At 70.5% G+C, this 24,168-nt stretch carries 24 protein-coding genes; 5 read left to right on the top strand and 19 right to left on the bottom strand.

Features of this window, described 5'->3' with window-relative positions; translation table 11 throughout:
• Positions 1-89 precede the first annotated feature (89 nt).
• Entirely contained in the window at positions 90-1,253 is a 1,164-nt protein-coding gene (locus tag SROS_RS06455; protein ID WP_012888085.1) for an acyl-CoA dehydrogenase family protein, read from the bottom strand.
• A 145-nt stretch (positions 1,254-1,398) separates the two neighbouring features.
• Between SROS_RS06455 and SROS_RS06450 the strand changes: the two genes are divergently transcribed.
• Positions 1,399-2,718 (top strand): UDP-glucose dehydrogenase family protein, encoded by a 1,320-nt coding sequence (locus SROS_RS06450; RefSeq protein WP_012888084.1) that lies wholly within the window; start codon positions 1,399-1,401, stop codon positions 2,716-2,718.
• A gap of 355 nt (positions 2,719-3,073) precedes the next feature.
• On the opposite strand, the gene SROS_RS06445 is transcribed toward SROS_RS06450, so the two are convergent.
• The 8 genes from SROS_RS06445 to SROS_RS06415 form a co-directional block, all read right to left on the bottom strand.
• Positions 3,074-3,706, bottom strand: coding sequence for a LysE family translocator (locus tag SROS_RS06445; protein ID WP_012888083.1), 633 nt, complete (start codon positions 3,704-3,706; stop codon positions 3,074-3,076).
• A 934-nt stretch (positions 3,707-4,640) separates the two neighbouring features.
• The gene (locus SROS_RS06440) at positions 4,641-5,231 is read right to left on the bottom strand and encodes a DUF1062 domain-containing protein (RefSeq protein ID WP_245564574.1); all 591 of its coding nucleotides are present in this window, start codon (positions 5,229-5,231) and stop codon (positions 4,641-4,643) included.
• Positions 5,232-5,775: 544 nt separating this feature from the next.
• Positions 5,776-5,904 carry a hypothetical protein gene (locus tag SROS_RS53755; RefSeq protein WP_012888081.1) on the bottom strand — a complete coding sequence of 43 codons (129 nt, stop codon included), beginning with the start codon at positions 5,902-5,904 and terminating at the stop codon, positions 5,776-5,778.
• Positions 5,905-6,214: 310 nt separating this feature from the next.
• Entirely contained in the window at positions 6,215-7,822 is a 1,608-nt protein-coding gene (locus SROS_RS45735) for an OmpA family protein (RefSeq protein ID WP_012888080.1), read from the bottom strand.
• Positions 7,823-7,859: 37 nt separating this feature from the next.
• A complete protein-coding gene (locus tag SROS_RS06430) occupies positions 7,860-8,159 on the bottom strand; it encodes a PIN domain-containing protein (protein WP_012888079.1) in 300 nt (99 codons plus the stop codon).
• A 183-nt stretch (positions 8,160-8,342) separates the two neighbouring features.
• Positions 8,343-8,846, bottom strand: a complete 504-nt coding sequence (purE, locus tag SROS_RS06425; RefSeq protein WP_012888078.1) for a 5-(carboxyamino)imidazole ribonucleotide mutase — start codon at positions 8,844-8,846, stop codon at positions 8,343-8,345.
• A gap of 67 nt (positions 8,847-8,913) precedes the next feature.
• Entirely contained in the window at positions 8,914-10,071 is a 1,158-nt protein-coding gene (locus tag SROS_RS06420) for a 5-(carboxyamino)imidazole ribonucleotide synthase (protein WP_218919820.1), read from the bottom strand.
• 36 nt (positions 10,072-10,107) lie between these two features.
• Positions 10,108-11,052 carry a hypothetical protein gene (locus SROS_RS06415; RefSeq protein WP_012888076.1) on the bottom strand — a complete coding sequence of 315 codons (945 nt, stop codon included), beginning with the start codon at positions 11,050-11,052 and terminating at the stop codon, positions 10,108-10,110.
• Between the two features lie 292 nt (positions 11,053-11,344).
• On the opposite strand from SROS_RS06415, the gene SROS_RS06410 reads away from it, so the two are divergent.
• Positions 11,345-11,824: a GtrA family protein gene (locus SROS_RS06410; RefSeq protein ID WP_043651485.1), complete on the top strand. Its 480-nt coding sequence runs from the start codon at positions 11,345-11,347 to the stop codon at positions 11,822-11,824.
• A 78-nt stretch (positions 11,825-11,902) separates the two neighbouring features.
• Here SROS_RS06410 and SROS_RS06405 read toward each other — a convergent pair whose 3' ends face one another.
• The 9 genes from SROS_RS06405 to SROS_RS06370 all read right to left on the bottom strand — a co-directional run bounded on the left by SROS_RS06405 (position 11,903) and on the right by SROS_RS06370 (position 19,149).
• Positions 11,903-13,180, bottom strand: a complete 1,278-nt coding sequence (locus tag SROS_RS06405; protein WP_012888074.1) for an ATP-binding protein — start codon at positions 13,178-13,180, stop codon at positions 11,903-11,905.
• A 3-nt stretch (positions 13,181-13,183) separates the two neighbouring features.
• On the bottom strand, positions 13,184-13,852 hold the full coding sequence (locus SROS_RS06400) for a response regulator transcription factor (RefSeq protein WP_012888073.1): 669 nt from the start codon (positions 13,850-13,852) through the stop codon (positions 13,184-13,186).
• 249 nt (positions 13,853-14,101) lie between these two features.
• Positions 14,102-14,584 (bottom strand): bacterioferritin, encoded by a 483-nt coding sequence (gene bfr / locus SROS_RS06395; RefSeq protein ID WP_012888072.1) that lies wholly within the window; start codon positions 14,582-14,584, stop codon positions 14,102-14,104.
• 15 nt (positions 14,585-14,599) lie between these two features.
• Positions 14,600-14,779 (bottom strand): (2Fe-2S)-binding protein, encoded by a 180-nt coding sequence (locus SROS_RS47225; RefSeq protein WP_081453045.1) that lies wholly within the window; start codon positions 14,777-14,779, stop codon positions 14,600-14,602.
• Between the two features lie 148 nt (positions 14,780-14,927).
• Positions 14,928-15,545: an MBL fold metallo-hydrolase gene (locus SROS_RS06390; protein WP_012888071.1), complete on the bottom strand. Its 618-nt coding sequence runs from the start codon at positions 15,543-15,545 to the stop codon at positions 14,928-14,930.
• Complete coding sequence (locus SROS_RS06385; protein WP_012888070.1) at positions 15,542-16,627, bottom strand: S-(hydroxymethyl)mycothiol dehydrogenase; 1,086 nt, start codon at positions 16,625-16,627, stop codon at positions 15,542-15,544. The genes SROS_RS06390 and SROS_RS06385 overlap by 4 nt, the downstream gene beginning before the upstream one ends.
• A gap of 109 nt (positions 16,628-16,736) precedes the next feature.
• Positions 16,737-17,729, bottom strand: a complete 993-nt coding sequence (locus SROS_RS06380) for an adenylate/guanylate cyclase domain-containing protein (protein WP_012888069.1) — start codon at positions 17,727-17,729, stop codon at positions 16,737-16,739.
• Between the two features lie 61 nt (positions 17,730-17,790).
• On the bottom strand, positions 17,791-18,291 hold the full coding sequence (locus SROS_RS06375; protein ID WP_012888068.1) for a PH domain-containing protein: 501 nt from the start codon (positions 18,289-18,291) through the stop codon (positions 17,791-17,793).
• A 33-nt stretch (positions 18,292-18,324) separates the two neighbouring features.
• On the bottom strand, positions 18,325-19,149 hold the full coding sequence (locus SROS_RS06370) for a biotin--[acetyl-CoA-carboxylase] ligase (protein WP_012888067.1): 825 nt from the start codon (positions 19,147-19,149) through the stop codon (positions 18,325-18,327).
• Positions 19,150-19,383: 234 nt separating this feature from the next.
• Here SROS_RS06370 and fdhD point away from each other — a divergent pair, with 234 nt between their 5' ends.
• The 3 genes from fdhD (at position 19,384) to SROS_RS52050 (ending at position 21,331) form a co-directional block, all read left to right on the top strand.
• The gene (gene fdhD, locus SROS_RS06365; protein ID WP_012888066.1) at positions 19,384-20,232 is read left to right on the top strand and encodes a formate dehydrogenase accessory sulfurtransferase FdhD; all 849 of its coding nucleotides are present in this window, start codon (positions 19,384-19,386) and stop codon (positions 20,230-20,232) included.
• Positions 20,233-20,388: 156 nt separating this feature from the next.
• Positions 20,389-20,922: a hypothetical protein gene (locus tag SROS_RS52055; RefSeq protein ID WP_218919819.1), complete on the top strand. Its 534-nt coding sequence runs from the start codon at positions 20,389-20,391 to the stop codon at positions 20,920-20,922.
• Positions 20,885-21,331, top strand: a complete 447-nt coding sequence (locus SROS_RS52050) for a hypothetical protein (protein WP_218919818.1) — start codon at positions 20,885-20,887, stop codon at positions 21,329-21,331. The genes SROS_RS52055 and SROS_RS52050 overlap by 38 nt, the downstream gene beginning before the upstream one ends.
• A 189-nt stretch (positions 21,332-21,520) precedes the next feature.
• On the opposite strand, the gene SROS_RS06355 is transcribed toward SROS_RS52050, so the two are convergent.
• Entirely contained in the window at positions 21,521-24,160 is a 2,640-nt protein-coding gene (locus SROS_RS06355) for a phosphoenolpyruvate carboxylase (RefSeq protein WP_012888065.1), read from the bottom strand.
• Positions 24,161-24,168: the final 8 nt, after the last annotated feature.

Genomic DNA, 24,168 nt, shown 5'->3' with positions numbered 1-24,168 from the left:
CGGACTGCACGGGTTTCGGGCCTTTCGTACGGTGACTTCTCCGGCCCCGCCCGCCGAAAACGGAAGGCGGGGTTTCTGCGCGTCAGGCCCTACTTGAGGAGCTGGCGGGCCATCACCATGCGCTGGATCTGGTTGGTGCCCTCGTAGATCTGGGTGATCTTGGCGTCGCGCATCATGCGCTCGACCGGGTAGTCGCCGGTGTAGCCGTACCCGCCGAGAAGCTGGACGGCGTCGGTGGTGATCTCCATGGCCGCGTCGGAGGCGGCGCACTTGGCGGCGCTGGAGAAGAACGTGAGGTCCTTCTGCGGCTCGCCGTGCATGGCCAGCTCCGACTTGGCGGCGGCGGCGTAGGTGAGCTGCCGGGCGGCCTCCAGCTTCATGGCCATGTCGGCGATCATGAACTGCACGCCCTGGAACTCGGCCACGGCCTTGCCGAACTGCTTGCGCTCCTTGACATAGCCCACCGCGTAGTCGAGCGCGCCCTGGGCGATGCCGAGCGCCTGGGCGGCGATCGTGATCCGGGTGTGGTCCAGGGTGGCCAGGGCGGTCTTGAAGCCGGTGCCCGGCTCACCGATCATCCGGGAGGCGGGGATGCGCACGTTCTCCAGGATGACCTGACGGGTCGGGGAGCCCTTGATGCCGAGCTTCCTCTCCTTGGGCCCGAAGCTGACGCCCTCGTCGCTCTTCTCCACGACGAACGCGGAGATGCCCCGGGCGCCGGCGCCCGGCTCGGTCACGGCCATCACCGTGTAGTACTCCGACACACCGGCGTTGGTGATCCACATCTTGGCGCCGTTGAGCACGTAGTGGTCGCCGTCGGCCACGGCCCGGGTCTTCATCGCCGCGGCGTCGCTGCCCGCCTCGGCCTCGGACAGGGCGTAGGAGAACATCGCCTCACCCCGCGCGACCGGCGCGAGGTAGCGCTGCTTGACCTCCTCGGAGGCCGACAGCAGCAGCGGGACGGTGCCCAGCTTGTTGACGGCGGGGATCAGCGAGGACGACGCGCAGGCCCGCGCCACCTCCTCGATGACGATGACGGTCGCGAGGGCGTCGGCCCCCGCCCCGCCGTACTCCTCCGGGACGTGCACGGCGTGCATGTCGGCGGCGACGAGCGCCTTGTAGACGTCCCAGGGGAACTCCCCCGTCTCGTCGGCCTCGGCGGCACGAGGGGCGATCTTCTCGTCGGCAAGAGCGCGGACGGTCTCCCGGAGCATGTCGTGCTCTTCGGGCAGCGCGTAGAGAGGGAAGCTCATGGGGAAATAGTAGGACGTCCAACAAAGTGTGGACCGCTCCACTGCATGTGATATGTGTCCCTACCTGTTTGTGCAGGTGGTGAGCACAAGGAGGGATACCGATACTCTGACGGCACATAATCGGGCAGAAGCGAAAGGAACACCAGTGGCCTACCGCCTGACGATGGTGGGAACCGGATACCTGGGTGCGACGACGTCCGCGTGCATGGCGGAGCTGGGCTTCGAAGTCCTCGGTGTCGACGTGGACGCGGAGAAGATCGCCCGGCTGCAGGCCGGGGATCTGCCCATCTACGAACCCGGGCTGCAAGAGGTCCTCAGGCGCAACCTCGCCAACGGGCGGCTGCGCTTCACCACCTCCTACGAGGAGGCCGCCGCCTTCGGCGACGTGCACTTCCTGTGTCTGGGCACCCCGCAGAAACCCGGTGAGTACGGAGCCGACGTCTCCTACCTGGACGCCGCGATCGAGTCGCTGGCCCCCCACCTGAAGCGCGAATGCCTGGTCCTGGGCAAGTCGACCGTGCCCGTGGGCACCGCCCAGCGCCTGGCCGACAAACTGGCTCGGCTGGCGCCCATCGGCTCGGGAGCCGAGCTGGCATGGAACCCCGAGTTCCTCCGCGAGGGCTTCGCCGTGAAGGACACCCTGTACCCCGACCGGATCGTGCTCGGCGTGGCCTCCGACAAGGCGGAGAAGGTCATGCGCGAGGTGTACGCCTCCATGCTGGAGATGGGCACGCCGATAGTGATCACCGACTACCCGACCGCCGAGCTGGTCAAGGTCGCCGCCAACGCCTTCCTGGCCACCAAGATCTCGTTCATCAACGCGATGGCCGAGGTCTGCGAGGCCTCGCACGCCGACGTCAAGCAGCTGTCACTGGCGCTCTCCTTCGACGACCGCATCGGCGGCAAGTTCCTCAACCCCGGCCTGGGCTTCGGCGGCGGCTGCCTGCCCAAGGACATCCGCGCGTTCATGGCCCGAGCCGGGGAGCTGGGCGCCGACCAGGCACTGACCTTCCTGCGCGAAGTGGACGCGATCAACATGCGCCGCCGGGCCCGCATGGTCGACCTGGCCCGCGAGCTGGCCGGCGGTTCCTTCCGCGGCTGCACGGTCACCGTGCTCGGCGCCGCGTTCAAACCCAACTCCGACGACATCCGCGACTCCCCCGCCCTCGACGTCGCCGTCAAGATCAGCGAGCAGGGCGGCCGGGTCACCGTCTACGACCCCGTCGCCCAGGAGAACGCCCGGCGGGCCCACCCCGAGCTCTCCTACGGCGAATCCGCCCTGGAGGCGGCCCGCGATGCCCACGTGGTGCTGCTGCTGACCGAATGGCAGGAGTTCATCGACCTCGACCCCGACACGCTCGGCACCGTCGTGGCCACCCGCAAGATCGTCGATGGCCGCAACGCCCTCGACGCCGAAACCTGGCGCGCCTCCGGCTGGCACTACCGCGCCCTCGGCCGCCCGTAGTGAGCAGCTGAGGTCCCGCTCTCCCCGCGGCTCCTCCCGGCCTACGGCTCAGCCCGCCCGGCGCCACCCGCCGACCGTGGCGCGCTCCGCGGCGGCCCGCTCCTCCAGCGTGCGGAGCGGGCCGCCGCGACGCCCCTCACCTGACCGCCCGTCCCGGCGGCCGCGCGAGGGGTGTCGCGCGGACCGGCCCCGCGCGGACGCGACCGGCACCGGAGCCACCCACCTGACCGCCCGTCCCGGCGGCCGCGCCCGGCCGGCTACAGATCAGGCACCGTCCCGGCGCGGGCACCGTACCCGCGCCGGTCTCAGCCTGATAGATCGCATCATCGTCGGCTGCGCGGCGGGACAGGTCCGTTCAGGGGCGGCTGACGGCGGCCAGGCGGACGCCCAGAGCGATGAGGGCGGCTCCCGACAGGGCGTCGATCGTGCGGCGCGCCGCGGGGCGTGCGAGGATCCGGCGTAGCGCGCCGACGAGGTTGGCCACCGTCAGGAACCAGGCCGTGGTGATCACGAGGGCGACCGCGGACAGCATCAGCGTGTCACCGAGCGGGGCGCCGTCGGAGAGGAACTGCGGCATGAGCGCCACGAAGAACAACGCGGCCTTGGGGTTGAGCACGTTGCAGAGCAGGCCCTCGCGGAACGCCGCCCACGGGCTCCCCCGGCCGGCCTCCGGCGCGTCCGGCTCGGCACCCCCGCCGCGGACCGCCCCGATAAGTGCCCGGACGCCCAGGTAGAGCAGGTAGGCCGCTCCCACCATCTTGACGATGGTGAAGGCCATCGCCGACGCGGCCACCAGGGCAGCCAGCCCGGTCGCCGCGGCGGCCGCCCAGGCGAACACCCCGGCCGCGATGCCCACCGCCGTGGCCATGCCCAGATTCCTGCCCGAGACGGCTGAGCGCCGGACGACCACGGCGAAGTCCGGGCCGGGCGACATCGCCCCCAGCATGACCACGCCTCCGAAAGCGAGCACTTGCGGCAAGGACGTCATCGTTACCTCCAGGTATGTGCGATCTCAACCAGGTATGTGCCTATCTCATCGGCGCAGCCTAACGACCGCCCCCTTCCGGACAGCGCCCTGCCAAGGAGGCCACCGAGCCGGTCAGGCAGGCGGCCACGCCGCTGCTGTGCGACCACTCCCGGAGGATGTTCCTTGTCCGGTTCCCTCGCCGGACGCCCCCGTCCCACGCCCCAGGCATCGCCCGTCACGCCGGTGGCTACATCCAGTGGCGCGGTGTACGAGTATCCGATGCCGGGACTGGGGTCGAGGGTGAGGCAGGGATCGAGGGTGGCGTCGGGGTCATTCGTCGTCAACCGGCGCGGCGCCGTACCGGGGTGGAAAGTCAAAAGCGCAGCGAGGGGTGAGTGGAGCGGCCAAGGACCACTCCTTCCGTACAGGCCGCACCGGGGTAGAAAGTCAAAAGCGCGGCGAGGGGTGGGTGGGGTGGCCGGGGACCGCTCCTTCTGTGCGGGTCGGTGTCTCGTGGTCTGGGGGCGGTGGTGGACCGGGTGAGGCAGGGCGGGCGCCGATGAGTGCCGGGAGCGGTAGTGATCAGGGGTTTTCCTTGATCTGTTGGGATTGGGCGTCCTGTAGCACGGCTAATCCCAACAGATCAAGGAAAACCCCGCACCGCCCCCGCCCCGCCCGCTCCCGCGCAGCGGGAGCACCCCGTACGGCGCCGCGTGGATGGGCCGGCCCCCAGCCGCTCCACCCGCCCCTCGCTGCGCTTTGACCTTCCACCCGGTACGGCGCCGCACAGATGGACACCCCTGAGCCGCATCGAGCAGTACGTCACGATGCCGGCCGAGCACAGGAAGATCTATCCCTGATCCGCCAGGCGCCGTGTCCGCCCACCGTCCGCCCACCGTCCGACCGACGGCGGGGGACGGTCTCGGCCTTGCCGGCCTCGGTGCTGCCGGGACCTTTACACCTCACACCTCCCTTGGGGATCGGGGTGGACGGCGAAGATTCCTTGGGGATCGGGGTGGACGGTGAAGACGAAATCTGTGCTCGTCCTGCGGTTGAGGGGGATGTCGCACTTGATCCGGCGTCCGGTTTCGCTCCTGCTGATGCCGAGACCTTGGGCGATCAGTTGTTCCGGACGGACCGGCACGGGGTCCAGGAACTCGACCTTCACCTGGACCGGCCAGCTCGCATCCGCAGGCGGCTCCTGCGGCGTGACCAGACGCCACGCGCCGTTCCACTTGAGGGTGAACCGATTGCGCCGGGCGACCAGCGGGTCCAGGAGCGTCTGGGCGACGGATGCCGAGTCGTTGGTTTCGAACGCGTGGAGCTGGACCGGGTCGAAGGATCGGACCGGGGCCCGCTCGTGCACCGTGACCTTCGAGGTCTGGCCGCAGGCGACGCAACGGACCAGAAGCCACACGTCGAGGAGCTTGCCGTTGGCATTGACCCGGAACCTGCCCTCCCCGGTGGTGGCCACCGTCGCCCGGCACTCCAGGCAGCGAAGGGAGAGGAGAGGCAGGCGAGTTCGCTGCACGATCCAGGGCAGCACGACATGATCTCTATGGGGTTGTGAAGACATGATCTCTCTAAGACCTGACGAAAGGCCGTGTTCACACGGCCTGGAACGCTGAAGAGCCGGAGGCTGCCCGAGGCGGTCCAGGGCAGTCCGGCGGAGCCGACCACGTCGGCTACGAAGCGCTGTGGGAAAGTGTCAGGCCAAGAAAGCAGGCGGGGTCACGCGGTTGTCCTCACGGTGCGTCTGACGATGCCGACCGTAAATTACGTGATCACACGCCGAGCCACAACTGATTTCTTTCGGGTGCCGGGCCGTCGATCCGCGGGAGTCCGGGGTTCTGTCCACCGGTTGCCGTCGTATGCCCCTGTGATCCGGCCGAAGGGGTGTGGACGGATCCGAACGGCAGGCCATCCAGCCGCGCCGAGGGCGGCGGCGATGAGCTCTCATCGTCCTCATCCGAAGCCACCTCAAGATCCGAAACCACCTCAAGCGGACGCGGTACCGGTCGACGCCGTTGAGCGGCTTCATCACCGAGACCGGTCCGGCCTCTGAGCCGGCGTGATCTCAGCCTTCGGAATCAGTGGCGAGGCGACTCCGAGCTCACGCCGGTCTGGGCGGGCCGGTGGGCATCGCCCGCTCCCATGCTTCCGAAGACGGCCAGTACGGCCACGGTGAGTCCGATGGCGGCGCGTATCGCATTCCTCATGATCCTCAACCTCCGAAACCTTGGAGGTCCCTCCCTTCCCCGGGAGCCGTCACCTATCCCCGGTACGGCGGGCGGGCTGTTCCGAGGGTGATCGGCTCGGCGGGTCGTTCACGGGACCGGTCCCCCTCTTCCGGCCGCTGAGGAAGCCGGCGACCTCCGGAAACGCCGGGCGGCTCCCCGAGGAGCCCGTGCCGAACCGGAGAGCCGTCAAGCCAGGAAACCGGGGAGCCGGGGAGTCCGAGGAGCCGAGAAGTCCGGGGAGCCAAGGAGTCCGAGAAGTCCGGGGAACCGAGGAGGCCGGGGAGTCGGTCTACCGGATGGGGACGCGCAGCGGAGGATACTGGGCGATCTTGACCTGCGCCGACGAGGCGCCGGCGGGCAGCGCGAAGAGGCTCCAGAACTCCTTCGTCCGGCCCGGAGCGATCTTCTCCGTGCCCACGCGGACGCCCGCCAGCTCGGTGCAGGCGCAGTAGGCGTCGGTCCCGTCGTCGGCCTGCACGACGATCCTGCCCGGCAGGTACTGCCGCCGGGTGGCGGGGTCCGTCAACCGCACGTTGCCGGCGGCCTGGTACTTGTACGACATCCATTCGGCGGAGCGGTTGAGCTCGTGGTGCCACGCCTCTGCGTCGCCGTCATTGGTGATCTTGTAGGTGAGGACGCCCAGATCGCCGGGGAGCCGCCGCAGGCTGGTCACCTCCAGGGTGAACGGCTGCCCGTCGTCCTTCCCCCGCGCCGTGAGGCCGCGTCCGCTCGGCGCCGGGTCCGCCTCGGGAGTGGTCGCGGGCCGCGTCTCGGCGGGCCGCGGCTTGGCGAACGTCACGGTGACACGCCGGTTGCGCCGCCGTCCCTCCTCGTCCTCGTTGCCGTAGAGCGGCCGCCGCGAGCCGTACCCCTTCGCCTGGAAACGCACCCCCGTCCTGGTCAGCAGGCCGGACAGGGCGCGCTGCACCGCCTGGGCCCGGCGCTGGGAGAGCGGGTCGTTGATGGCGTCGGTGCCCGAGGAGTCGGCGTGTCCCTCGACAGTGATCGTGGCGCCCTCGGAGGTGTCGATCAGCTTGGCGGTGCGTGTGAGCACGGCCCTGGACCGGGGCGTCAGGTCGGCCCTGTTCAGCGCGAACAGCACGTCGGAGGAGAGGTTGACGTGCAGGTCCTCGCCGTCGTCGGTGGTCTCCTCCGACCTGTCGGGCGACTCCGACGGCGTCATGATCCGGTGGCTGATCACGGTGACCGGCTGGGCCTCGGGGTCGGGGAAGGTCTGCCCGGCAGGCGGCGTGACGGGCTCGTCGCTGATCGGCACGTCCATCATGGGCGGGCCGAGCGGGGTGACGACGGTGGTGGTGGCCGGGTTCCCCGAGGGGGCGGGCAGGACGGCGTAGACGGGCAGCGACTCGCCGGGCTCGATGAAATAGCCGAGGTCGTCACGCCGCTCGTCGCTGCACAGGCACGGGCTGTCGGCCGGCTTGTACGGCAGCAGCCAGCGGCGCGCGGCCGCGTCCAGCACGCCGATGCCCGAGGCCCAGCGGATCTCACCGAGCGGGCGGGTGTTGTCCCCCAGCTCCCCGGTCCAGGAGATGTTCTCGCTGGTGCCGGTGTTGGAGAGCCTGAGCTGGACGACGAGGTGCTTGCCCGCGACCCGGTTCAGGCCGACGACCTCGACCTTGTAGGCCGGGGTGTGGGTGCTCTGCGTGCTCGCGAGCGCGGGACGGGTGTCCGCTCCGGCACCGGTCGGCGAGGAGGCGGTGGCCGTCGCCCCGGGGGCCGGCTGTGAGGTGGGCGCGGACCCGGTGGGGCTCGCCGCGGCCGGGCCGAACTGGCGTTCCTCACCGCCGCCGCCCTGCGGGACACCCGTCAACCCGCATGACGTCAGCATGACCGTCGCCATCGTCACGGCCGCGAGCGACGCGGGCTTCCTCACCATGGTCGTTGTCTCCTCATCCTCGGGCGCTGGGAAGCCCTCAGGCTAGTGAGCCGACATTCAGGATCGGTATAGCTCCCCTGCGGCGTGGATGACCGCGCTGTTTCCCCGCCTCGGGGGCATACCACTGAAGCGGCTGACCTGTGACCGCGGCGACACAGTCGAAATCATGGTCACGATGCAACAACGTGAGCCCCCGCAGCTCCGCTGTCGCCGCCACCACCAGGTCCACCGGCCCCGCGCCCCGCTGCTGTCCCTTCGCCGTGAGCAGACCCTGGGCCTGCCAGGCTCGGTCATAGGCACGGTCGTCGACAGGCGCCCACCCGAACAGCTCCCGCATGTCCTCGATCCCCGCTCACGCGTACATCCCGGAGAACCCGGCGCGGGCGAGTGGCCGCCGCGCCTCCGGGGACCGATGGCTCCGCGGCTCCACCGGAGAGCGGAGGGCGGAACCACCGCCGCGCGTCCAGCCGAAACCCACCCGGCGGGCCAGGGAGGTCCCGCCGCCCGGAGACCGTACGGCTCAGCCGCCGAGCTGAGCGGCCTCGGCGCGGAGCTTGGCGCCCTTGGCGTGGGCCTGCTCCTTGAGGGACGCCTGGAACTCCACCATCCGGGCCCGCAGGTCCTCGTCGGCGGCGGCGAGGATGCGTACGGCCAGCAGGCCCGCGTTGCGGGCGCCGCCGACGGCGACGGTCGCGACCGGGACTCCGGCGGGCATCTGGACGATCGAGAGCAGGGAGTCCATGCCGTCGAGATACTTCAGCGGGACCGGGACGCCGATCACCGGCAGGGGGGTCACCGAGGCGAGCATGCCGGGCAGGTGGGCGGCTCCCCCGGCCCCCGCGATGATCACCTTGAGGCCCCGCCCCGCCGCCTGCGCGCCGTAGGCGATCATCTCCTCGGGCATGCGGTGCGCCGAGACCACGTCCGCCTCGAACTCGACGCCGAACTCGGCCAGCGCCTCGGCGGCGAGTCTCATCACCGGCCAGTCGGAGTCGCTGCCCATGACGATGCCGACGGTGGTCATGCGTTCTCCTCGCCTCGCGGCCCGTGGACCGTGTTCGCAGTGGTGCCGTGCCCGCCGATCGGCAGGCTCATGTGTAGACGCCCTCGGTGAGGTAGACGGCGGCGTGCCGGGCCCGGGCCCGGACCTCGTCCAGGTCGGTGCCGAGGGCGGTGACGTGGCCGATCTTGCGGCCGGGCCGTACTTCCTTGCCGTAGAAGTGGACCTTGATCCCCGGGTCGTGCGCCATCACGTGCTCGTAGCGGGAGAAGACGTCGGGGTCGTCGCCGCCCAGGAGGTTGGCCATCACCACGACCGGAGCGGTCAGCGAGGGCGAGCCGAGCGGGAGGTCGAGCACGGCGCGCAGGTGCTGCTCGAACTGGGAGGTGCGCGCGCCGTCGATGGTCCAGTGACCGCTGTTGTGCGGGCGCATGGCCAGCTCGTTCACCACCAGCCCGGAGGCGGTGGCGAACATCTCCACCGCCAGCAGCCCGCTCACCCCCAGCTCGTGGGCGATCGTCAGGGCGATCCGCTGGGCCGCCGCGGCCTGCTCGGGGTCGAGCCCCGGCGCGGGGGCGATCACCTCGACGCAGATGCCGTCGCGCTGGACGGTCTCCACGACCGGGTAGCTGACGCCCTGCCCGTGCGGCGAGCGGGCGACCAGGACGGCCAGCTCGCGCTCGAAGGGCACGAACGCCTCGGCCATCAGCGGCACCCCGCTGGCCAGGACCTCCGCCGCGTCCTCGGCGGATCGGCAGATCCAGACGCCGCGCCCGTCGTAGCCGCCGCGCACGGCCTTGAGCACGACCGGCCAGCCGTTGTCCGCGGCGAACTCCTCGACGTCGGCGGCCGTGGCGATCCGCCGCCAGGGCGGGCACGGGACGCCGATCGCGGTCAGCCGCTCGCGCATCACGGCCTTGTCCTGGGCGTGCACGAGGGCGTCGGCACCGGGGTGCACGGCGGAGCCGTCCCCGGCCAGCGCGCGGATGTGCTCGGTGGGCACGTGCTCGTGGTCGAAGGTGAGCGCGTCACACCCCTTGGCGAAGTCGCGCAGGTCCGCCAGGTTGCGGTAGTCGCCCAGGCGGACGTCGACGATCACCCGGGCGGCGCTCTCGTCCGGCGAGTTGGCCAGCACCCGCAACTCCACCCCGAGGGCGATGGCCGCCTGCTGCATCATCCGGGCCAGCTGGCCCGCTCCGATCACGCCGACGACGGGTCCGATGGGACTGGCCAAAGAAGGGCTGCTCACGGCGGTTGAGTTTACCGGGCCCTGGCCGGTGGGAGGTCAGCCGGTGGTGAGGGTGGCCAGGGAGCGGCGCGCGGCGACCGTGGAGACCCCGGTGCCACCGGTCACCTCGGTGACGACGAGCACGATCTCGGTGCCGGTCAGCCCGGCGACCCTGCCCTTCCCGGTGAACCCGCGCAGCTCGTCCTTGCCGTAGATCGGGTGGCGCAGCGATGAGCGGCCCGGCCCGGCCCTCTGCCGGTGTTCGATCTCCAGGGCGTGGATGACCAGCGCGCCCCCGCCGGGCAGCAGCAGCGCCCGCTGCGGTCCGACGAGCAGCCGGACGTCGGAGGTGAGGCGGTCGGGCCGCACCTTCCGGGGCCGCCGGACCAGCTCGTCGAACAGCTCCCTGGCGATGTCCCCCTTGGGGAAGGTCACCCCGCTCACCCCGGCGGGGTCGGTCAGGTAGGTCAGGTAGCGCTGCGGCGCCAGGCGCGCCCCGACCCCGGCGCCGGGGTCGTCGGCGGGCACCGCGCCCCCGGCCGGCTCGCGCGGCTCGCCCTTCACCGGGACGGGGCCGGCGGCGAGCCTCCAGTCGTCGCCCTCGTGGACGAACAGGAAGTAGGCGGGGTGGGGACGGCGGGCCAGGGCGACGAACCAGCGGTCCGCGCCGGCCGTGGCCGGCAGGAAGAACTCCGCGTCGGAGTATCCCTTCCGGGAGGGGGCTGGGCGGCCGTTCCGGGTCGCCTCGCAGGCACGACCGCCCAGCGTCTTCTCCGCCCAGGTGGTGAGCCTCTCGACGGTCTGGCAATCTCGCTTCCGCCAGGCGTCGTCGAGCCGGCCCAGCAGCTTGAAGGCCTGGGCCGCCTCGGCGGGCTCGACCGCGCGGACGGACGTCCTCGGCGAAGCCCCGGGCTCACGGGGCGTGTCCTGCCCGGCTGCCCGCGCACCGCAGCCGGTCGTCACGGACAGGCCGAGGAGCAGGGCGAGGAGTCGGCGGGGCAAGGAGTGGTCCCGTGGTCGTGGCCGTCGCGTGCGGCGATCCGTCTGACCGATCGCAGGGGCGGACTCCCCCGAAGCCTCCCAGCGATCTACCGGATCAGGGTAACGTCAGATGCCCGGATTTATCCGGCAAGGCGTGACATTTATTGAAATATTCTTAGCTGACTGGTATGCACAACACCTGGTCAACCGGCAGGCGGAGCCCGGGACGCCCCCGGTAGCCTGGCAGAAGAATGTCCGAGGTCCTCCCGAGTGGCGGATCCCCAGCCAACCTGGAAAGGACCGTGCAGGAGACGTGCAGTTTCTGCGAGGTGCCTACGAACGGCTCTCCGGTCTGATCCGCGAGCTGTCGAAGTTCGGGACCATCGGGGCGATCGCCTTCGTCATCGACACCGGCGGCTTCAACCTCCTCCAGTACGGCCTGCACTGGGGCACCCTGACCTCCAAGGTCATCGCCACCGTGATCGCGACCACCTTCGCCTACTTCGGCAACCGCTTCTGGACCTACCGGCACCGGGAGCAGAGCGGGCTCGCCCGGGAGTATTTCCTGTTCTTCCTGCTCAACGGGGTCGCCCTACTGATCGGGCTGCTCTGCATCGGCTTCACCCGCTACACCCTGGAGCTGACCGACCCGCTGAGCATCAACGTGGCCAACCTGATCGGCATCGGCCTGGGCACGCTGTTCCGCTTCTGGTCCTACAAGAAGTGGGTCTTCCTGGCCGCCACCGAAGAGGTGCCGAAGGAGCTCCCCGACGAGGTCACGCGGGCCCGCTGACCACCCGGTCGAGACCACTCCGGCCGGCCGGCCACCTGCCCCCGCCGTTGCCCCGCCCGCCGTCACACCGGGTCGCCGTCATGCCGGCCCGCTGACCACCCGTTTTCTGCCGGGGTCGCCGACCTGCCGGAGGAACAGCGCGAAGGCCGCGGGGCGCGGCCGTACCAACTCCAGGCGTCCGCCGTCGGCGGCGGCCAGCGCCCGCGCGAGGGTCAGCCCCAGCCCGGTGCCCCCCGCGCCGCTCACGTTGCGCTCGAAGACCCGGGGGGCGAGGTCTTCGGGGATGCCCTCTCCCTCGTCCGCGACCTCGACGAGGACGGACCTGTCCTTGTCGCTGGTGGTCACCGTCACCGTGCCGTCGCCGTGCTCCAGCGAGTTCTCCAGGAGAGTGGAGATCACCTGGCTGATGCCGCCGCTGGTGCCCACCGCCTGGAGACCGCGCGTGCCGGACAGCTTGAGCTGCCGCCCGCCCCGGCGGAACACCGGACCCCATTCGATGAACTGCTGGTCCAGCAGGTCGTCGAGCTCGACCACCTCGGTCTGGGCGTGCCGCTGCCGTCTGGCGGCGGCCAGCAGCTCGTCGATCACGGCGGTGAGCCGCTCGGCCTGCACGATGGCGGCCTCGCCCTCCTCCTTGACGATGCCGGGCTCGTGCGCGGCCGCCACGATCTCCTCCAGCCGCATGGTCAGCCCGGTGAGCGGCGTGCGGAGCTGGTGCGAGGCGTCGGTCGCGAACTCCCGCTCCCTGGCCAGCAGGTCGGAGATCCGGGTCGCGCTGCGGTCCAGCACCTCGGCCACCCGGTCGAGCTCCTGGATGCCGTAACGGTGCTTGCTCGGCCTGGCGTCCCCCGAGCCGAGCCGCTCAGCGATCATCGCCAGGTCGCTGAGCGGGAGCGTCAGACGGCGCGACTGCACGATGGCGAGCCCGACCGCGACCGCGAGCGCCGCCGCGGCGAGCGCCAGGATGAGCAGGAGCCACGCCCGGACCTCGCGCTCCACCTCCGTCTTGTCTCGGCTGACCGCGACGTACACCCCGTTCTCCGACTGGGCGTCCTGGGTCATCTTGTGGTTCTCGGGGGGCTCGTCGCCCACCGTCGTCACCTGCGGCGGCGTCCCCTTCGCATAGATCTGGATGTAGCGGTCGGGATATTTGCGCTTGAGCTGTTCGGGATCGATGGGCTGATCCTGGATCCGGGCGTACTCCACTTCCCCCAGCAGGCTCTTGGCCTGGGAGGAGAGCTCCTGGGTCGCCTCTTCCTCGATCAGCCGGTTGACCGCCACACCCAGGGGGATGCCGAGCAGAAGCACCCCGATGACCGCGACGAGCAGAGTGGAGGAGAGCAGTCGACGACGCATCCCCTACTCGCGTTCGAACCGGAAGCCGACCCCTCGGACCGTCGTGATGTAACGGGGCTTGGCGGCGTCGTCACCCAGCTTGCGGCGCAGCCACGAGATGTGCATGTCGAGAGTCTTGGTGGAGCCCCACCAGTTGGTGTCCCACACCTCGCGCATGATCTGCTCGCGGGTGACCACCTTGCCGGCGTCGCGGACGAGGACGCGCAGCAGGTCGAACTCCTTGGTCGTCAGGTGCAGCTCCTTGTCGCCCATCCACGCGCGACGGGAGTCGGCGTCGATGCGCACGCCCTGCACCACGGGCGTCTCGGACGTGCCGCGCCGCAGGAGGGCGCGGACCCGGGCCAGGAGCTCCGCCAGGCGGAACGGTTTGGTGACGTAGTCGTCGGCCCCGGCGTCGAGGCCCACCACGGTGTCCACCTCGTCGACACGGGCTGTGAGGATGAGCACGGGCGTGCCGTGCCCTTCCGCGCGGATACGCCGGGCCACCTCGAGACCGTCCATCTCGGGTAGGCCCAGGTCAAGAACTATCAAGTCGATGCCACCCGACAGAGCCCGCTCCAGGGCCTGCGGGCCGTCGGGGCTCACCTCAACTTGGTAGCCTTCGCGGCGCAGTGCACGCGCCAGCGGCTCGGAGATCGAGGTGTCATCCTCGGCGAGAAGTACACAGGTCATGTTGCGATCGTAGGACCTTAGGCGATCGTTTCCCGGGTACAGCGCGCGGTTTGACTCGTCATTGACCTATCCATTGACCTGGGCAAACACTGATAAATCCCGGATAGTCGTCCCGCAACGGTTCAGGGCCGCGGAGTACGGCTCCCGCCTCGTAAGAGCCTGGAAAGGACAGGCTCACCAATGACCTCACTGACAAAGCAGAACACGCCCGGCCGTAAGGGACCCGGCGGGCGTGTTCGGGCAATCGACTCAGGAAGCCGACGGCGGCTCGGCGTAGCGAGCCAGGTAGAGCTGCTCGCCGAGGCTCTCGATGAGCCCCAGCTCGGTCTCCAGGTAGTCGATGTGGCGCTCCTCGTCTTCGAGGATCTCCTCGAAGATGCGGGCCGAGGTGGCGTCGCCCTTCTCGCGCATCAGGATGATGGCGGGCCTCAGACGCGTGACGACCTCCAGCTCGACGTCCAGGTCGGCGCGGAGCTGCTCCTTGACGGTCTGGCCGATGTGCAGGATGCCCAGCTTCTGATAATTGGGCAGGCCTTCGAGGAAAAGGATCCGGTCGGTCAGCTTCTCCGCGTGACGCATCTCGTCGATGGACTCTTCGCGGGTGTACTTGGCAAGTCTGGTGTATCCCCAGTTCTCCTGCATCTTGGCGTGCAGGAAGTACTGGTTGATCGCTGTCAGCTCGGCCGTGAGCTGTTCGTTGAGCAGTTCGATGATCTTCTTGTCGCCCTGCATGACGGGCTCCTCGTGCTACGCGGTCGGCAACAAATCTTCAGACCGCTTCAGGATTGCACAGATCTTGCGCACGCAAGAAGCGCAGTCGCCCCCGGCACCGGTGATGTCGCGGACCTGGCGCGCGCTCTTCGCTCCGCCCGCGATGCAGTCATGCACCTCGTTCTCGGTAACCGCGCGGCAGACACATACATACATGGCGGGGGAGAAGCCTCTCTTGGGAGCTCGCGTAGGTAAGGCACACCTAATTTAGCTCATTCGGTAAGGCTTGCCTATGTGTGGTGGGACACACATAGGCCGGCTCCCCCGCCACCTCATTGAGGACGGGGCGACGTCGTCGCACCTGTCAGTGCCCTCTGAGCAGCCACTCCTCCAGGTGCGGAGCCTCCGCGCCGATCGCGGTGGAGTCGCCGTGACCGGTGTGCACGGCCGTGCCCTCCGGCAGGGTCAGCAGGCGCCCACGGATCGAGTCGATGATCGTTTCGAAGGAGGAGAAGGACCTGCCCGTCGCGCCGGGGCCGCCCTTGAACAGCGTGTCGCCGGTGAAGACCGCCCCGATCTCCGGCGCGTGCAGGCAGACCGCGCCCGGCGCGTGGCCGGGCGTGTGCAGCGCGGTCAGCTCGACGCCGCCCGCCGAGATCACCTGGCCGTCCCGCAGCGGCGTGTACGGCATGTCGCCGTAGACCATCTCCCACAGGACCTGGTCGGCCGGGTGCAGCAGGATCGGCGCGCCCACCCGCGCGGCGAGGTCGGCCGCGGCGTTGATGTGGTCGTTGTGCCCGTGGGTGCAGACGATCGCCCTGACCTCACGGCCGCCGATCCCCGCGACGATGGCGTCGGCGTCGTGCGCGGCGTCGATGACGACGACCTCGCTGTCGGAGCCGACCAGCCAGACGTTGTTGTCGACCTCCCACGTCCCGCCGTCCAGCGAGAACGTCCCCGAGGTGACGACCTTGCCGATCACAGGACCACCACCGAGCGGAGGACCTCGCCGCGATGCATCTTGGCGAAGGCCTCCTCGACGTCGCCGAGGCCGATCGTCTCGGAGACGAAGCCCTCCAGGTTCAGCCGCCCCCCGAGGTAGAGGTCGATGAGCATCGGGAAGTCACGGGTGGGCAGGCAGTCGCCGTACCAGGACGACTTCAGCGCCCCGCCGCGGCCGAAGACGTCCAGCAGCGGAAGCTCCAGCGTCATCTCCGGGGTGGGCACGCCCACCAGGACCACGGTCCCGGCCAGGTCGCGGGCGTAGAAGGCCTGCTTGTAGGTCTCCGGGCGGCCGACCGCCTCGATCACCACGTCCGCGCCGTTGCCGCCGGTGATCTCCCTGATCGCCTCCACCGGGTCGGTGGTGCGGGAGTTGACGGTGTGGGTGGCGCCGAAGTCCTTGGCCCAGGCGAGCTTGCGGTCGTCCACGTCCACCGCGATGATCTTCGTGGCGCCCGCCAGCCAGGAGCCGTGGACGGCTGCGCCGCCGACGCCGCCGCAGCCGATGACGGCCACGCTGTCGCCGCGGGTCACGCCACCGGTGTTGATGGCCGCGCCGATGCCCGCCATCACGCCGCAGCCCAGCAGGCCCGCCACCGTCGCCGGCGCCGCCGGGTCGACCTTGGTGCACTGCCCGGCCGCGACCAGGGTCTTCTCGATGAAGGCGCCGATGCCCAGGGCCGGGCTGAGCGGCGTGCCGTCCGCCAGGGTCATCTTCTGGGTCGCGTTGTGGGTGTTGAAGCAGTACCACGGACGGCCGCGACGGCAGGCGCGGCAGTCGCCGCAGACCGCCCGCCAGTTCAGGATCACGTAGTCGCCGGGGGCCACGTCGGTGACCCCCTCGCCGACTGCCTCGACCACTCCGGCGGCCTCGTGGCCGAGCAGGAACGGGAACTCGTCGTTGATCCCGCCCTCGCGGTAGTGCAGGTCGGTGTGGCAGACGCCACAGGCCTGGACGGTCACCACCGCCTCGCCGGGACCGGGGTCCGGCACGTGGACCGTCTCCAGCGAGACGGGCTCACCCTTGCCACGCGCGACCACGCCTTGCACGGTGTACGGCATGTCCTGCACCTCATCTTTGAGATCTTCGAATTCGGTTACCGGTGAAGCGGCGTTCGCTTGAACGCGCCCCCACGTCCATGCCTATCAGGCTCCGCGGAGCGCTTACGGCTCAGGCTCTGCGGAGGACGTAGGGCTGGACCACCCCGAGACCGCGGGCGGGCCGGCGCCGGATGCGGTGCGCCTCGACGCCGGGCGTCTCCCCGACGGCCTCGGCGAGCTCGCCGTCGACGATGATCGTGCCGGGGCGGGCGATGGCCGTCAGCCGGGCCGCCAGGTTGACGGTGGTCCCGAAGACGTCGCCCATCACCGGCAGGACCGGCCCGTAGGCCAGCCCGATCCGCACCTCGGGCCCGTCGCGCCGGATCGCCTCGACGAGCTCCAGCGCGATCAGGGCGGCCGTGCGCGGGTCGGCCGCGGTGAACAGCACCTCGTCGCCGAGGGTCTTGACCATCCGGCCGCCGTGCGCGGCGACCACGTCGGAGGCCCGGGACTCGAACCCCTCGACCAGCTCGGCCAGGGCGCGCTCGTCCAGCTCCCGGGAGACCTGGGTGAAGGAGACGAGGTCGGCGAAGCCCACCGCGAGGGTCAGCCGGGTGGGCACGATCTCCTCGGTGAGGTCGGTGATGGCCAGCAGCCTGGTCCCGGCGGCGGCGAGCTGGGCGCGCCAGACGTGGATCAGCACCTGCTCGAAGTCCGGGAGCAGCCGGTGGGCGGTGTCCAGGATCGCGGCCAGCGCGGCGTCGGTGGGCTGCTGGTCCGGCTCCAGCATGGCGCCGATCATGATCTCGGCCTGCCACTGCGCGAGCCTGGCGGTCGTCTGGCCCAGTGCCCTGGCCATCCGGACGACCGTCTGGTCGTCCAGCAGGCCGCCCTCCATCATCGCCCGGACCCGTTCGAGCGCGGCCACGTCGGCGTCGGTGAAGGCCACCGCGTCGTCGGCCAGCGTGGCGAACCCGAGGGCACGCCAGATCCGCTCGGCGAGATCCTGCGGCACCCCTGCGACCTCGGCCACCTGGACCCGGGTGTGGCGGGGCGAGGCGCCGACGAAGAGCCGTTCGATCTCCTCGGCCGTCGGACGTCCCGTCACTTCCCCTCCGCCCATTTTCTTTCCCCAATCCAGGAGATTACGCCACGTGACGGTACGGCGCGCGGCCGCCGGTCCCTCACGGATCGCCGTCGGACGCGTCGTCGAGCGCGCGGAACAGCTCCGCCCGCACGTCCTGGATGTGGGGGATGTCGCGCAGCGTGATGTGGCCCTGCTCCCCCGCCGACTCGACGTTGAGCGTGCCGCAGCCGAGTATCCGCCCCATCAGCGTCTGGTCGGCGCTGACCGTGTTGACCTTGCTCATCGGTATGTCGTCGTTGGACTTGTTCAGCACGCCCGTGCTGATCGTCAACCGGTGCGAGGTGAGCACGTACGAGGTGTTCTTCCACTGCACGTACGGGACGAACGACCACACGGTCAGCAGCCCCACCGCGATCACGGCCACCGCGATGCGCGCGTAGGCGTCGTATTCGAAGGCGGGCATGAAGAAGATCGCCGCACTGGACCCGGCGATGATGAGGATCAGCGCGAGCAGCGGGACGACGAGACGCTTCCAGTGGGGGCGGAACGCGCGGATGCGTTGCTCGCCCTCCGTCAGGTGGTGATCCGGGAGACCCATGGGGCAAATCGTGGCACGTCTAGCGGCCCCGCGTCATGAGGTGTGCGGCCGGACGTGCACGACGTCGCCGGCGCTCAGCGTGTGCTCCTCGCCCTTGGACCGGACGAGCAGGTGGCCGGCCTGGTCGATGCCGGTGGCCAGCCCGGTGAGCACCCGCTCTCCCGGCAGCTCCACCCTGACCTCGCGGCCGACCGTCGCGCTGAGCCCGAGGTAGGCGGCCCGCAGCCCACACGCGTCGGCGTCGCCGTCCTCCTGCGACCATTCGCGGTAGTGGAGCTCGATCTCCCGCAGCACCGCCCGGATGAGCGGGTCGCGGTCGACGCAGGCGGCCTCCTCCACGGCCAGCGAGGTGGCGGTCTCCACGGGCAGCTCGTCGGCGCGGACGCTCACGTTGAGCCCGACGCCCATGATCACCGCGCTGTCCACCCGCTCGGCGAGCACCCCGGCGAGCTTGCGCTCCCCGATCAGCAGGTCGTTGGGCCACTTCAGGCGGACGTCCACCTCGGCGAGCTTGCGCACGGCCGACGCGACGGCCAGGCCCACGAGCAGCGGCAGCCAGCCCTGCCTGGTGGGAGGCGGTTCGGGCCGCAGGAGCATCGAGAACGTCAGGCCGGAGCGCGGCGGCACGCTCCAGACGCGGCCGAGCCTGCCACGGCCGGCGAACTGCGCCTCGGCGATGAGCACGGCCCCCTGCCTCGCGCCGTCACGGACGGCCTGGGCGAGGTCGGCGTTCGTCGAACCGGTCCTGCCGACGACGGTGATGTCGGACCACAGGCCGCCGGGGCGGACCAGGGCACGGGTGAGCGCCGCCTGGGAGAGCGGCGGGCGGTCGAGATCGGTGAAGGGCGAGTCGAGCACTTAGCCATCTTCCCTCCCTTACCGACCGCCTGTTACCGAATTACGTCAATGACCAGGGAATACCGCGACCACGCGGCGGAGGCGGGCCGGATACGCGACTATCCGCACAGGTGGGAGCGCGAGAGGATGGCGATATGCGCAGACGCCTCACCCCGCACGACCAGGCCTGCCGGGACGCCTCCGTGACCGGAGAGCGCGGGCCGGACCTTCCTCCGGAGCTCCGGCGGACCACCCGTGGATAGCGTCACGAGACCGGGGCCGACCACGCGGGCCCGGGTCCGGCAGGTGTCGGCCGGGATCGTCAGGGACCACCGCGACGACCTGGCCACCGAGGAGCCGCTGGAGATCCGGATCCAGGCGGGCGAGGCACGCCGTACGGTCGCGATCACCATGCGGACCCCGGGCGCGGACTTCGAGCTGGCGGCCGGGTTCCTTTACGGCGAGGGCGTCATCGCCCCGGGTGACCTCTCCTCCATCGCCTACTGCACCGATGCGGACGTGGCGCCCGAGGCCCGCTACAACACGGTGACGGTACGGCTGAGCGCCGGGCGGCTGCCCGACCTGCCCGCCCTCGACCGGCACTTCGTCACGTCGAGCGCCTGTGGCGTCTGCGGCACCGCCAGCCTCGACGCGCTGCGCGGCCGCTGCTCCCCGCTGCCCGACCAGGAGGACCTGCGGGTCTCCCCCGAGATCCTGTACGGCCTGCCGCACCGGCTGCGGGAGGGGCAGGGCGTGTTCGGCAAGACCGGCGGGCTGCACGCGGCCGGGCTGTTCACCGTCGAGGGGGAGCTCCTGGCGATCCGCGAGGACGTGGGGCGGCACAACGCGGTGGACAAGCTGGTCGGCTGGGCCCTGATGAACGGGAGGCTGCCGCTGGGCGGGCACATCCTGATGGTCAGCGGGCGCAGCAGCTACGAGATCATGCAGAAGGCCCTCGCGGCGGGCGTGCCGGTCGTCTGCGCGGTCTCCGCGCCCTCCTCCCTGGCCGTCGACCTGGCCAGGGAGTTCGGGATGACGCTGGTCGGCTTCCTCCGCGACGAGCGCTTCAACCTCTACTCGGCCCCCGAACGGGTCGTTCCCTGAGATCCCTGAGATCCCCCGCCGAAATACCGGCATTCCCCCGCAGACCGACCCGTCGGAACGCCCTCCACCTTCCACACCCGCAAATGAGCCAAAAAGCGCTCACCAATCTGCTTTTCGCCCGGATTTGAAATTTGCTATTTTATCGATCACCCTCGAATGCTTTTCGAAAAAACTTCCCGCGAATCGAATGCTCTGAGTAATCTGACGGCCATGCCATCGCAGGAACACGAAACCTTGATCCACCTCTTCCGCAACCGCCCATCCCTCGCCGCCGAACTGCTGGTGGACGCGCTGGGCGTCACAATTCCCACCTATAGTGAGGCCCGGCTGGAGTCGGAGGAGTTCACCGACTGCACACCGACGGAATACCGGGCGGACGCGGTGGTGATGCTCACCCTGGCCGACGAACCGGCGCTGGCGGTGGTGGTGGAGGTGCAGCGAGGCCAGGACAAGGACAAGAGGCCAGGACAAGGACAAAAGGTGGAGCTGGCCGGTCTATCTGGCCACCCTCCGCGCCCGGACGCGCTGCCCGACCGTATTGCTGGTGATCTGCACCAACACCCGGACCGCCATATGGTGTGCAACCCCGATCCCCCTGGGACATCCCGGTTGGACACTCGCTCCGCTCGTCATCGGCCCCGAGGCCGTGCCGATGGTGACCGACGCCAAGGAAGCCGCCCGTGCCCCTGAGCTGGCCGTACTGTCCGCGATGGCGCATGGAGGCTCACCGGAGGGGACCGACGTGCTCCAAGCGCTGTTCGGCGCGCTCTCCACCATCGATGACGACCAGGCCCGGCTGTATTCTGATTTCGTGCTCATGGCACTTCCACCCGCCGCCCGACTTTCTCTGGAGGTAATGATGGAGACCGGCACCTATGAATACCAAAGCGACTTCGCCCGGAAATACGTTGCAGAGGGCCGGGAAGAGGGGCGGGCCGAAGGGGAGACCAGGGCTCTTCTGGCGGTTCTCGCCGCACGGGGGGTCGAGGTGTCCGACGACGCCAGAGAACGCATCACGAATTGCACCGATATCGAGCAGATCGAATCATGGATCCGTCTCGCGGCCACGGCGGATTCGACCGACGTCCTGTTCGGGTGAGGCCTCGGGAGACCGCCCCGTTCCCCTATGGCAATCGGGGCGGACCCCGATCAGGTCCGCCCACGGCCGGTAGGCCGCCGCGACGAGTTCCTCGATCGCCGGCAGGTCACCGGGGATGGCCGGGTCCTTTCAGGGTGAAGGGCCCGGCCCCGGCAGGATGAGAATCCCTCCCTCCGGGGGAGGGGGATCTCAACCGGTGTTCTGCAGGCCGGCGGCGACGCCGTTGACCGACAGCAGCAGCAGCGTGGACAGGCGCTCGCGCTCCTCCTCCGACAGCCCGTCGTCGGCGCGGAGCCTCGACAGCGCGCGGAGCTGGAGATGGGAGAGCGCGTCCACGTAGGGGTCGCGGAGCTGGACCGCGCGTGAGAGCACCCTGCGGTTCTCCAGCAGGCGGCTGTGGCCGGTGATCTCCAGGACCAGACGGCGGGTGAGGTCGTACTCGCGCAGGACCTGCTCGACGAAGTCGTCCCGGCCGCCCAGCGCGAGATAGCGGGCCGCGATGTCGCGGTCGGTCTTGGCCAGCGACATCTCCACGTTGTCCAGCAGCGAGGCGAACAGCGGCCACTCGCGGTAGGCGGCGCGCAGCTCGTCCAGGCCGGACTCGGAGATCACCGCCTGCAGCCCGCTGCCCAGGCCGTACCAGCCGGGCAGGTTGACCCGGGTCTGGGCCCAGGCGAACACCCAGGGGATGGCCCGCAGGTCGTCCAGCGACCGGGGCGCGCCGAGGCCGCGCCGGGCGGGGCGGGAGCCGAGGCGGAGCGAGCCGATCTCCTCCAGCGGGCTGACCAGGGAGAACCACTCGGGGAAGCCGGGTGCCTCGGTCAGCGACCGGTAGGCCTTCTCCGAGGCGGAGGCGACCTGCTCGGCCATGCCCCGGAAGCGTCCGGCGGCCTCGGCCGTACGGGCCTCGATCGACGGGGTGGAGGCGAGCAGCACCGCCGAGGTGACCTGCTCCATGTGGCGGCGGGCGATGGCGGCGTGGCCGTAGCGGGCGAAGATGACCTCGCCCTGCTCGGTGACCTTGAACCTGCCGCCGACCGAGCCCGGCGCCTGGGCGAGCACGGCCCGGTTGGCCGGACCGCCGCCCCGGCCCAGGGCGCCGCCACGGCCGTGGAACAGCGTCAGCCGCACGTCGTGCTCGGCGGCCCACGCGGCCAGGGCCTCCTGCGCCTCGTACAGCTTCAGGGTCGCGGCGGCCGGGCCGAGCTCCTTGGCGGAGTCGGAGTAGCCGAGCATGACCTCCAGGCGGCGGCCGTTGGCGGCGAGACGCTGCTGGATGCCCGGGATCTCCAGCATCCCCGACAGCACTCCCGGGGCGTTGGCCAGGTCGGCGCCCGACTCGAACAGCGGGACCACGTCGAGCTGCGGGGCCTTGTCGCCGAGCGCGTGCCCGGCCAGCGCGTAGACCGCGGCGATGTCGTCGGCCGAGCGGGTGAAGGAGACGACGTAGCGGGAGCAGGCGGTCACGCCGTACCGCTCCTGGATCCAGCCGATCGTCCGGATGGTGGCCAGGACCTCGTCGGTGCGCTCGGAGGTCCGCCCGGCGGCGAGCTCGGCCAGCGCGGCGGCGTGGACCTGCGAGTGCTGGCGCACCTCAAGCTCGGCCAGGTGGAAGCCGAACGTCTCCACCTGCCAGATCAGGTGCTGCAGCTCGCCGTACGCCTGCCGCTCGGCCCCGGCCGCGACCAGCGACTCCTGGGCGGTCCGCAGGTCGCCCAGGAGCTCTTCGGGCGAGCGGTAGGCCAGGTCGAGGCCGCGCTGCCGGGTGGCCACGATCCGGGCGGCGACGAACAGCAGCCACTGCCGGTGCGGCTCCTGCGGGGAGCGGGTGGCCATCTCCGAGACCAGCTCGGGGTGGTCGTTCTCGGCGGCGGTGAGCGCGGCCCGCAGCCGCGGCGAGGCGGGGGTGTAGCCCGCGGTCAGGGTGAGGGTGCGGGCGATCCTGTGGGTGGCGTTCTCCAGGGCGATCAGCACGTGCTCGGCCTGGATGAGCACGGCGTCCCTGGTCACCTTGGCGGTGACGTTGGGGTTGCCGTCCCGGTCACCGCCGATCCAGCTCCCGTAGCGGATGAAGGGACGGGCCAGCGGCTCGCGGGTGCCGGTGCCCTCGCCGAGCGCGGCGTCCAGCGAGCGGTAGACCAGCGGCACCACCCGGAACAGGGTCTCGTCGAAGGCCGCCATGGCGGTGCGGACCTCGTCCAGCGGGTCGAGCTTGGTGGACCTGAGCTGGGAGGTCCGCCAGAGCAGGTCGATCTCCTCCAGCAGCCGCCGCCGGGTCTCGGCCCGCTCGGCGGCGCCCCGCTCGGGACTGTTGTAGGCGGCGAGCTGGCCGCTGATCCGCTGGATCGCGGTGACCACCGCGCGCCTGCGGGCCTCGGTCGGGTGCGCGGTCAGCACCGGGTGCAGCCGCAGCCCCTCCACCAGCTCGGTGACGCGCTCGCCGCCGAGCTCCTGCACGGCCTGCGCCAGGGACTCGGGCAGCGGCTCCTCGCCGGTGTCGCGGACCCGGAGCGTGCGGATGCGGAAGTGCTCCTCGGCCAGGTTGGCCAGGTGGAAGTAGCAGGTGAACGCCCGGGCGATCTGCACCGCCCGCTCGACGGGCCACTCGGCGACCATCGCGGTGATCTCGTCGACCGAGACCTTCCCGCGACGGGCCGCGATGACGGCCTTGCGAAGACGTTCGACATCGGCGAGCAGATCATCACCGCCGTACTCGGCGATGACCTGCCCCAGGAGCTCGCCGAGCAGCCGCACGTCCGCGCGCAGCTCGTCGGGCATCTCGGTGACGGCGGAAGAACGTTCTGCCTGATGGTGCGCGATGGCGGACATGTTTGCCA

This window comes from Streptosporangium roseum DSM 43021, from assembly GCF_000024865.1.
Classification (GTDB): domain Bacteria; phylum Actinomycetota; class Actinomycetes; order Streptosporangiales; family Streptosporangiaceae; genus Streptosporangium; species Streptosporangium roseum.
This window is presented reverse-complemented; position numbering and strand designations above follow the sequence as displayed.

Bases quoted from the DNA above. Each gene is read 5' to 3' on its own strand.
- SROS_RS06455 (WP_012888085.1), bottom strand. From the start codon at position 1,253: ATGAGCTTCCCTCTCTACGCGCTGCCCGAAGAGCACGACATGCTCCGG.
- SROS_RS06445 (WP_012888083.1), bottom strand. From the start codon at position 3,706: ATGACGTCCTTGCCGCAAGTGCTCGCTTTCGGAGGCGTGGTCATGCTG.
- SROS_RS53755 (WP_012888081.1), bottom strand. From the start codon at position 5,904: ATGAGGAATGCGATACGCGCCGCCATCGGACTCACCGTGGCCGTACTG.
- SROS_RS45735 (WP_012888080.1), bottom strand. From the start codon at position 7,822: ATGGTGAGGAAGCCCGCGTCGCTCGCGGCCGTGACGATGGCGACGGTC.
- SROS_RS06430 (WP_012888079.1), bottom strand. From the start codon at position 8,159: ATGCGGGAGCTGTTCGGGTGGGCGCCTGTCGACGACCGTGCCTATGAC.
- purE (WP_012888078.1), bottom strand. From the start codon at position 8,846: ATGACCACCGTCGGCATCGTCATGGGCAGCGACTCCGACTGGCCGGTG.
- SROS_RS06405 (WP_012888074.1), bottom strand. From the start codon at position 13,180: ATGCGTCGTCGACTGCTCTCCTCCACTCTGCTCGTCGCGGTCATCGGG.
- SROS_RS06400 (WP_012888073.1), bottom strand. From the start codon at position 13,852: ATGACCTGTGTACTTCTCGCCGAGGATGACACCTCGATCTCCGAGCCG.
- bfr (WP_012888072.1), bottom strand. From the start codon at position 14,584: ATGCAGGGCGACAAGAAGATCATCGAACTGCTCAACGAACAGCTCACG.
- SROS_RS47225 (WP_081453045.1), bottom strand. From the start codon at position 14,779: ATGTATGTATGTGTCTGCCGCGCGGTTACCGAGAACGAGGTGCATGAC.
- SROS_RS06385 (WP_012888070.1), bottom strand. From the start codon at position 16,627: ATGCCGTACACCGTGCAAGGCGTGGTCGCGCGTGGCAAGGGTGAGCCC.
- SROS_RS06380 (WP_012888069.1), bottom strand. From the start codon at position 17,729: ATGGGCGGAGGGGAAGTGACGGGACGTCCGACGGCCGAGGAGATCGAA.
- SROS_RS06375 (WP_012888068.1), bottom strand. From the start codon at position 18,291: ATGGGTCTCCCGGATCACCACCTGACGGAGGGCGAGCAACGCATCCGC.
- SROS_RS52055 (WP_218919819.1), top strand. From the start codon at position 20,389: ATGCTTTTCGAAAAAACTTCCCGCGAATCGAATGCTCTGAGTAATCTG.
- SROS_RS52050 (WP_218919818.1), top strand. From the start codon at position 20,885: ATGGTGACCGACGCCAAGGAAGCCGCCCGTGCCCCTGAGCTGGCCGTA.
- SROS_RS06355 (WP_012888065.1), bottom strand. From the start codon at position 24,160: ATGTCCGCCATCGCGCACCATCAGGCAGAACGTTCTTCCGCCGTCACC.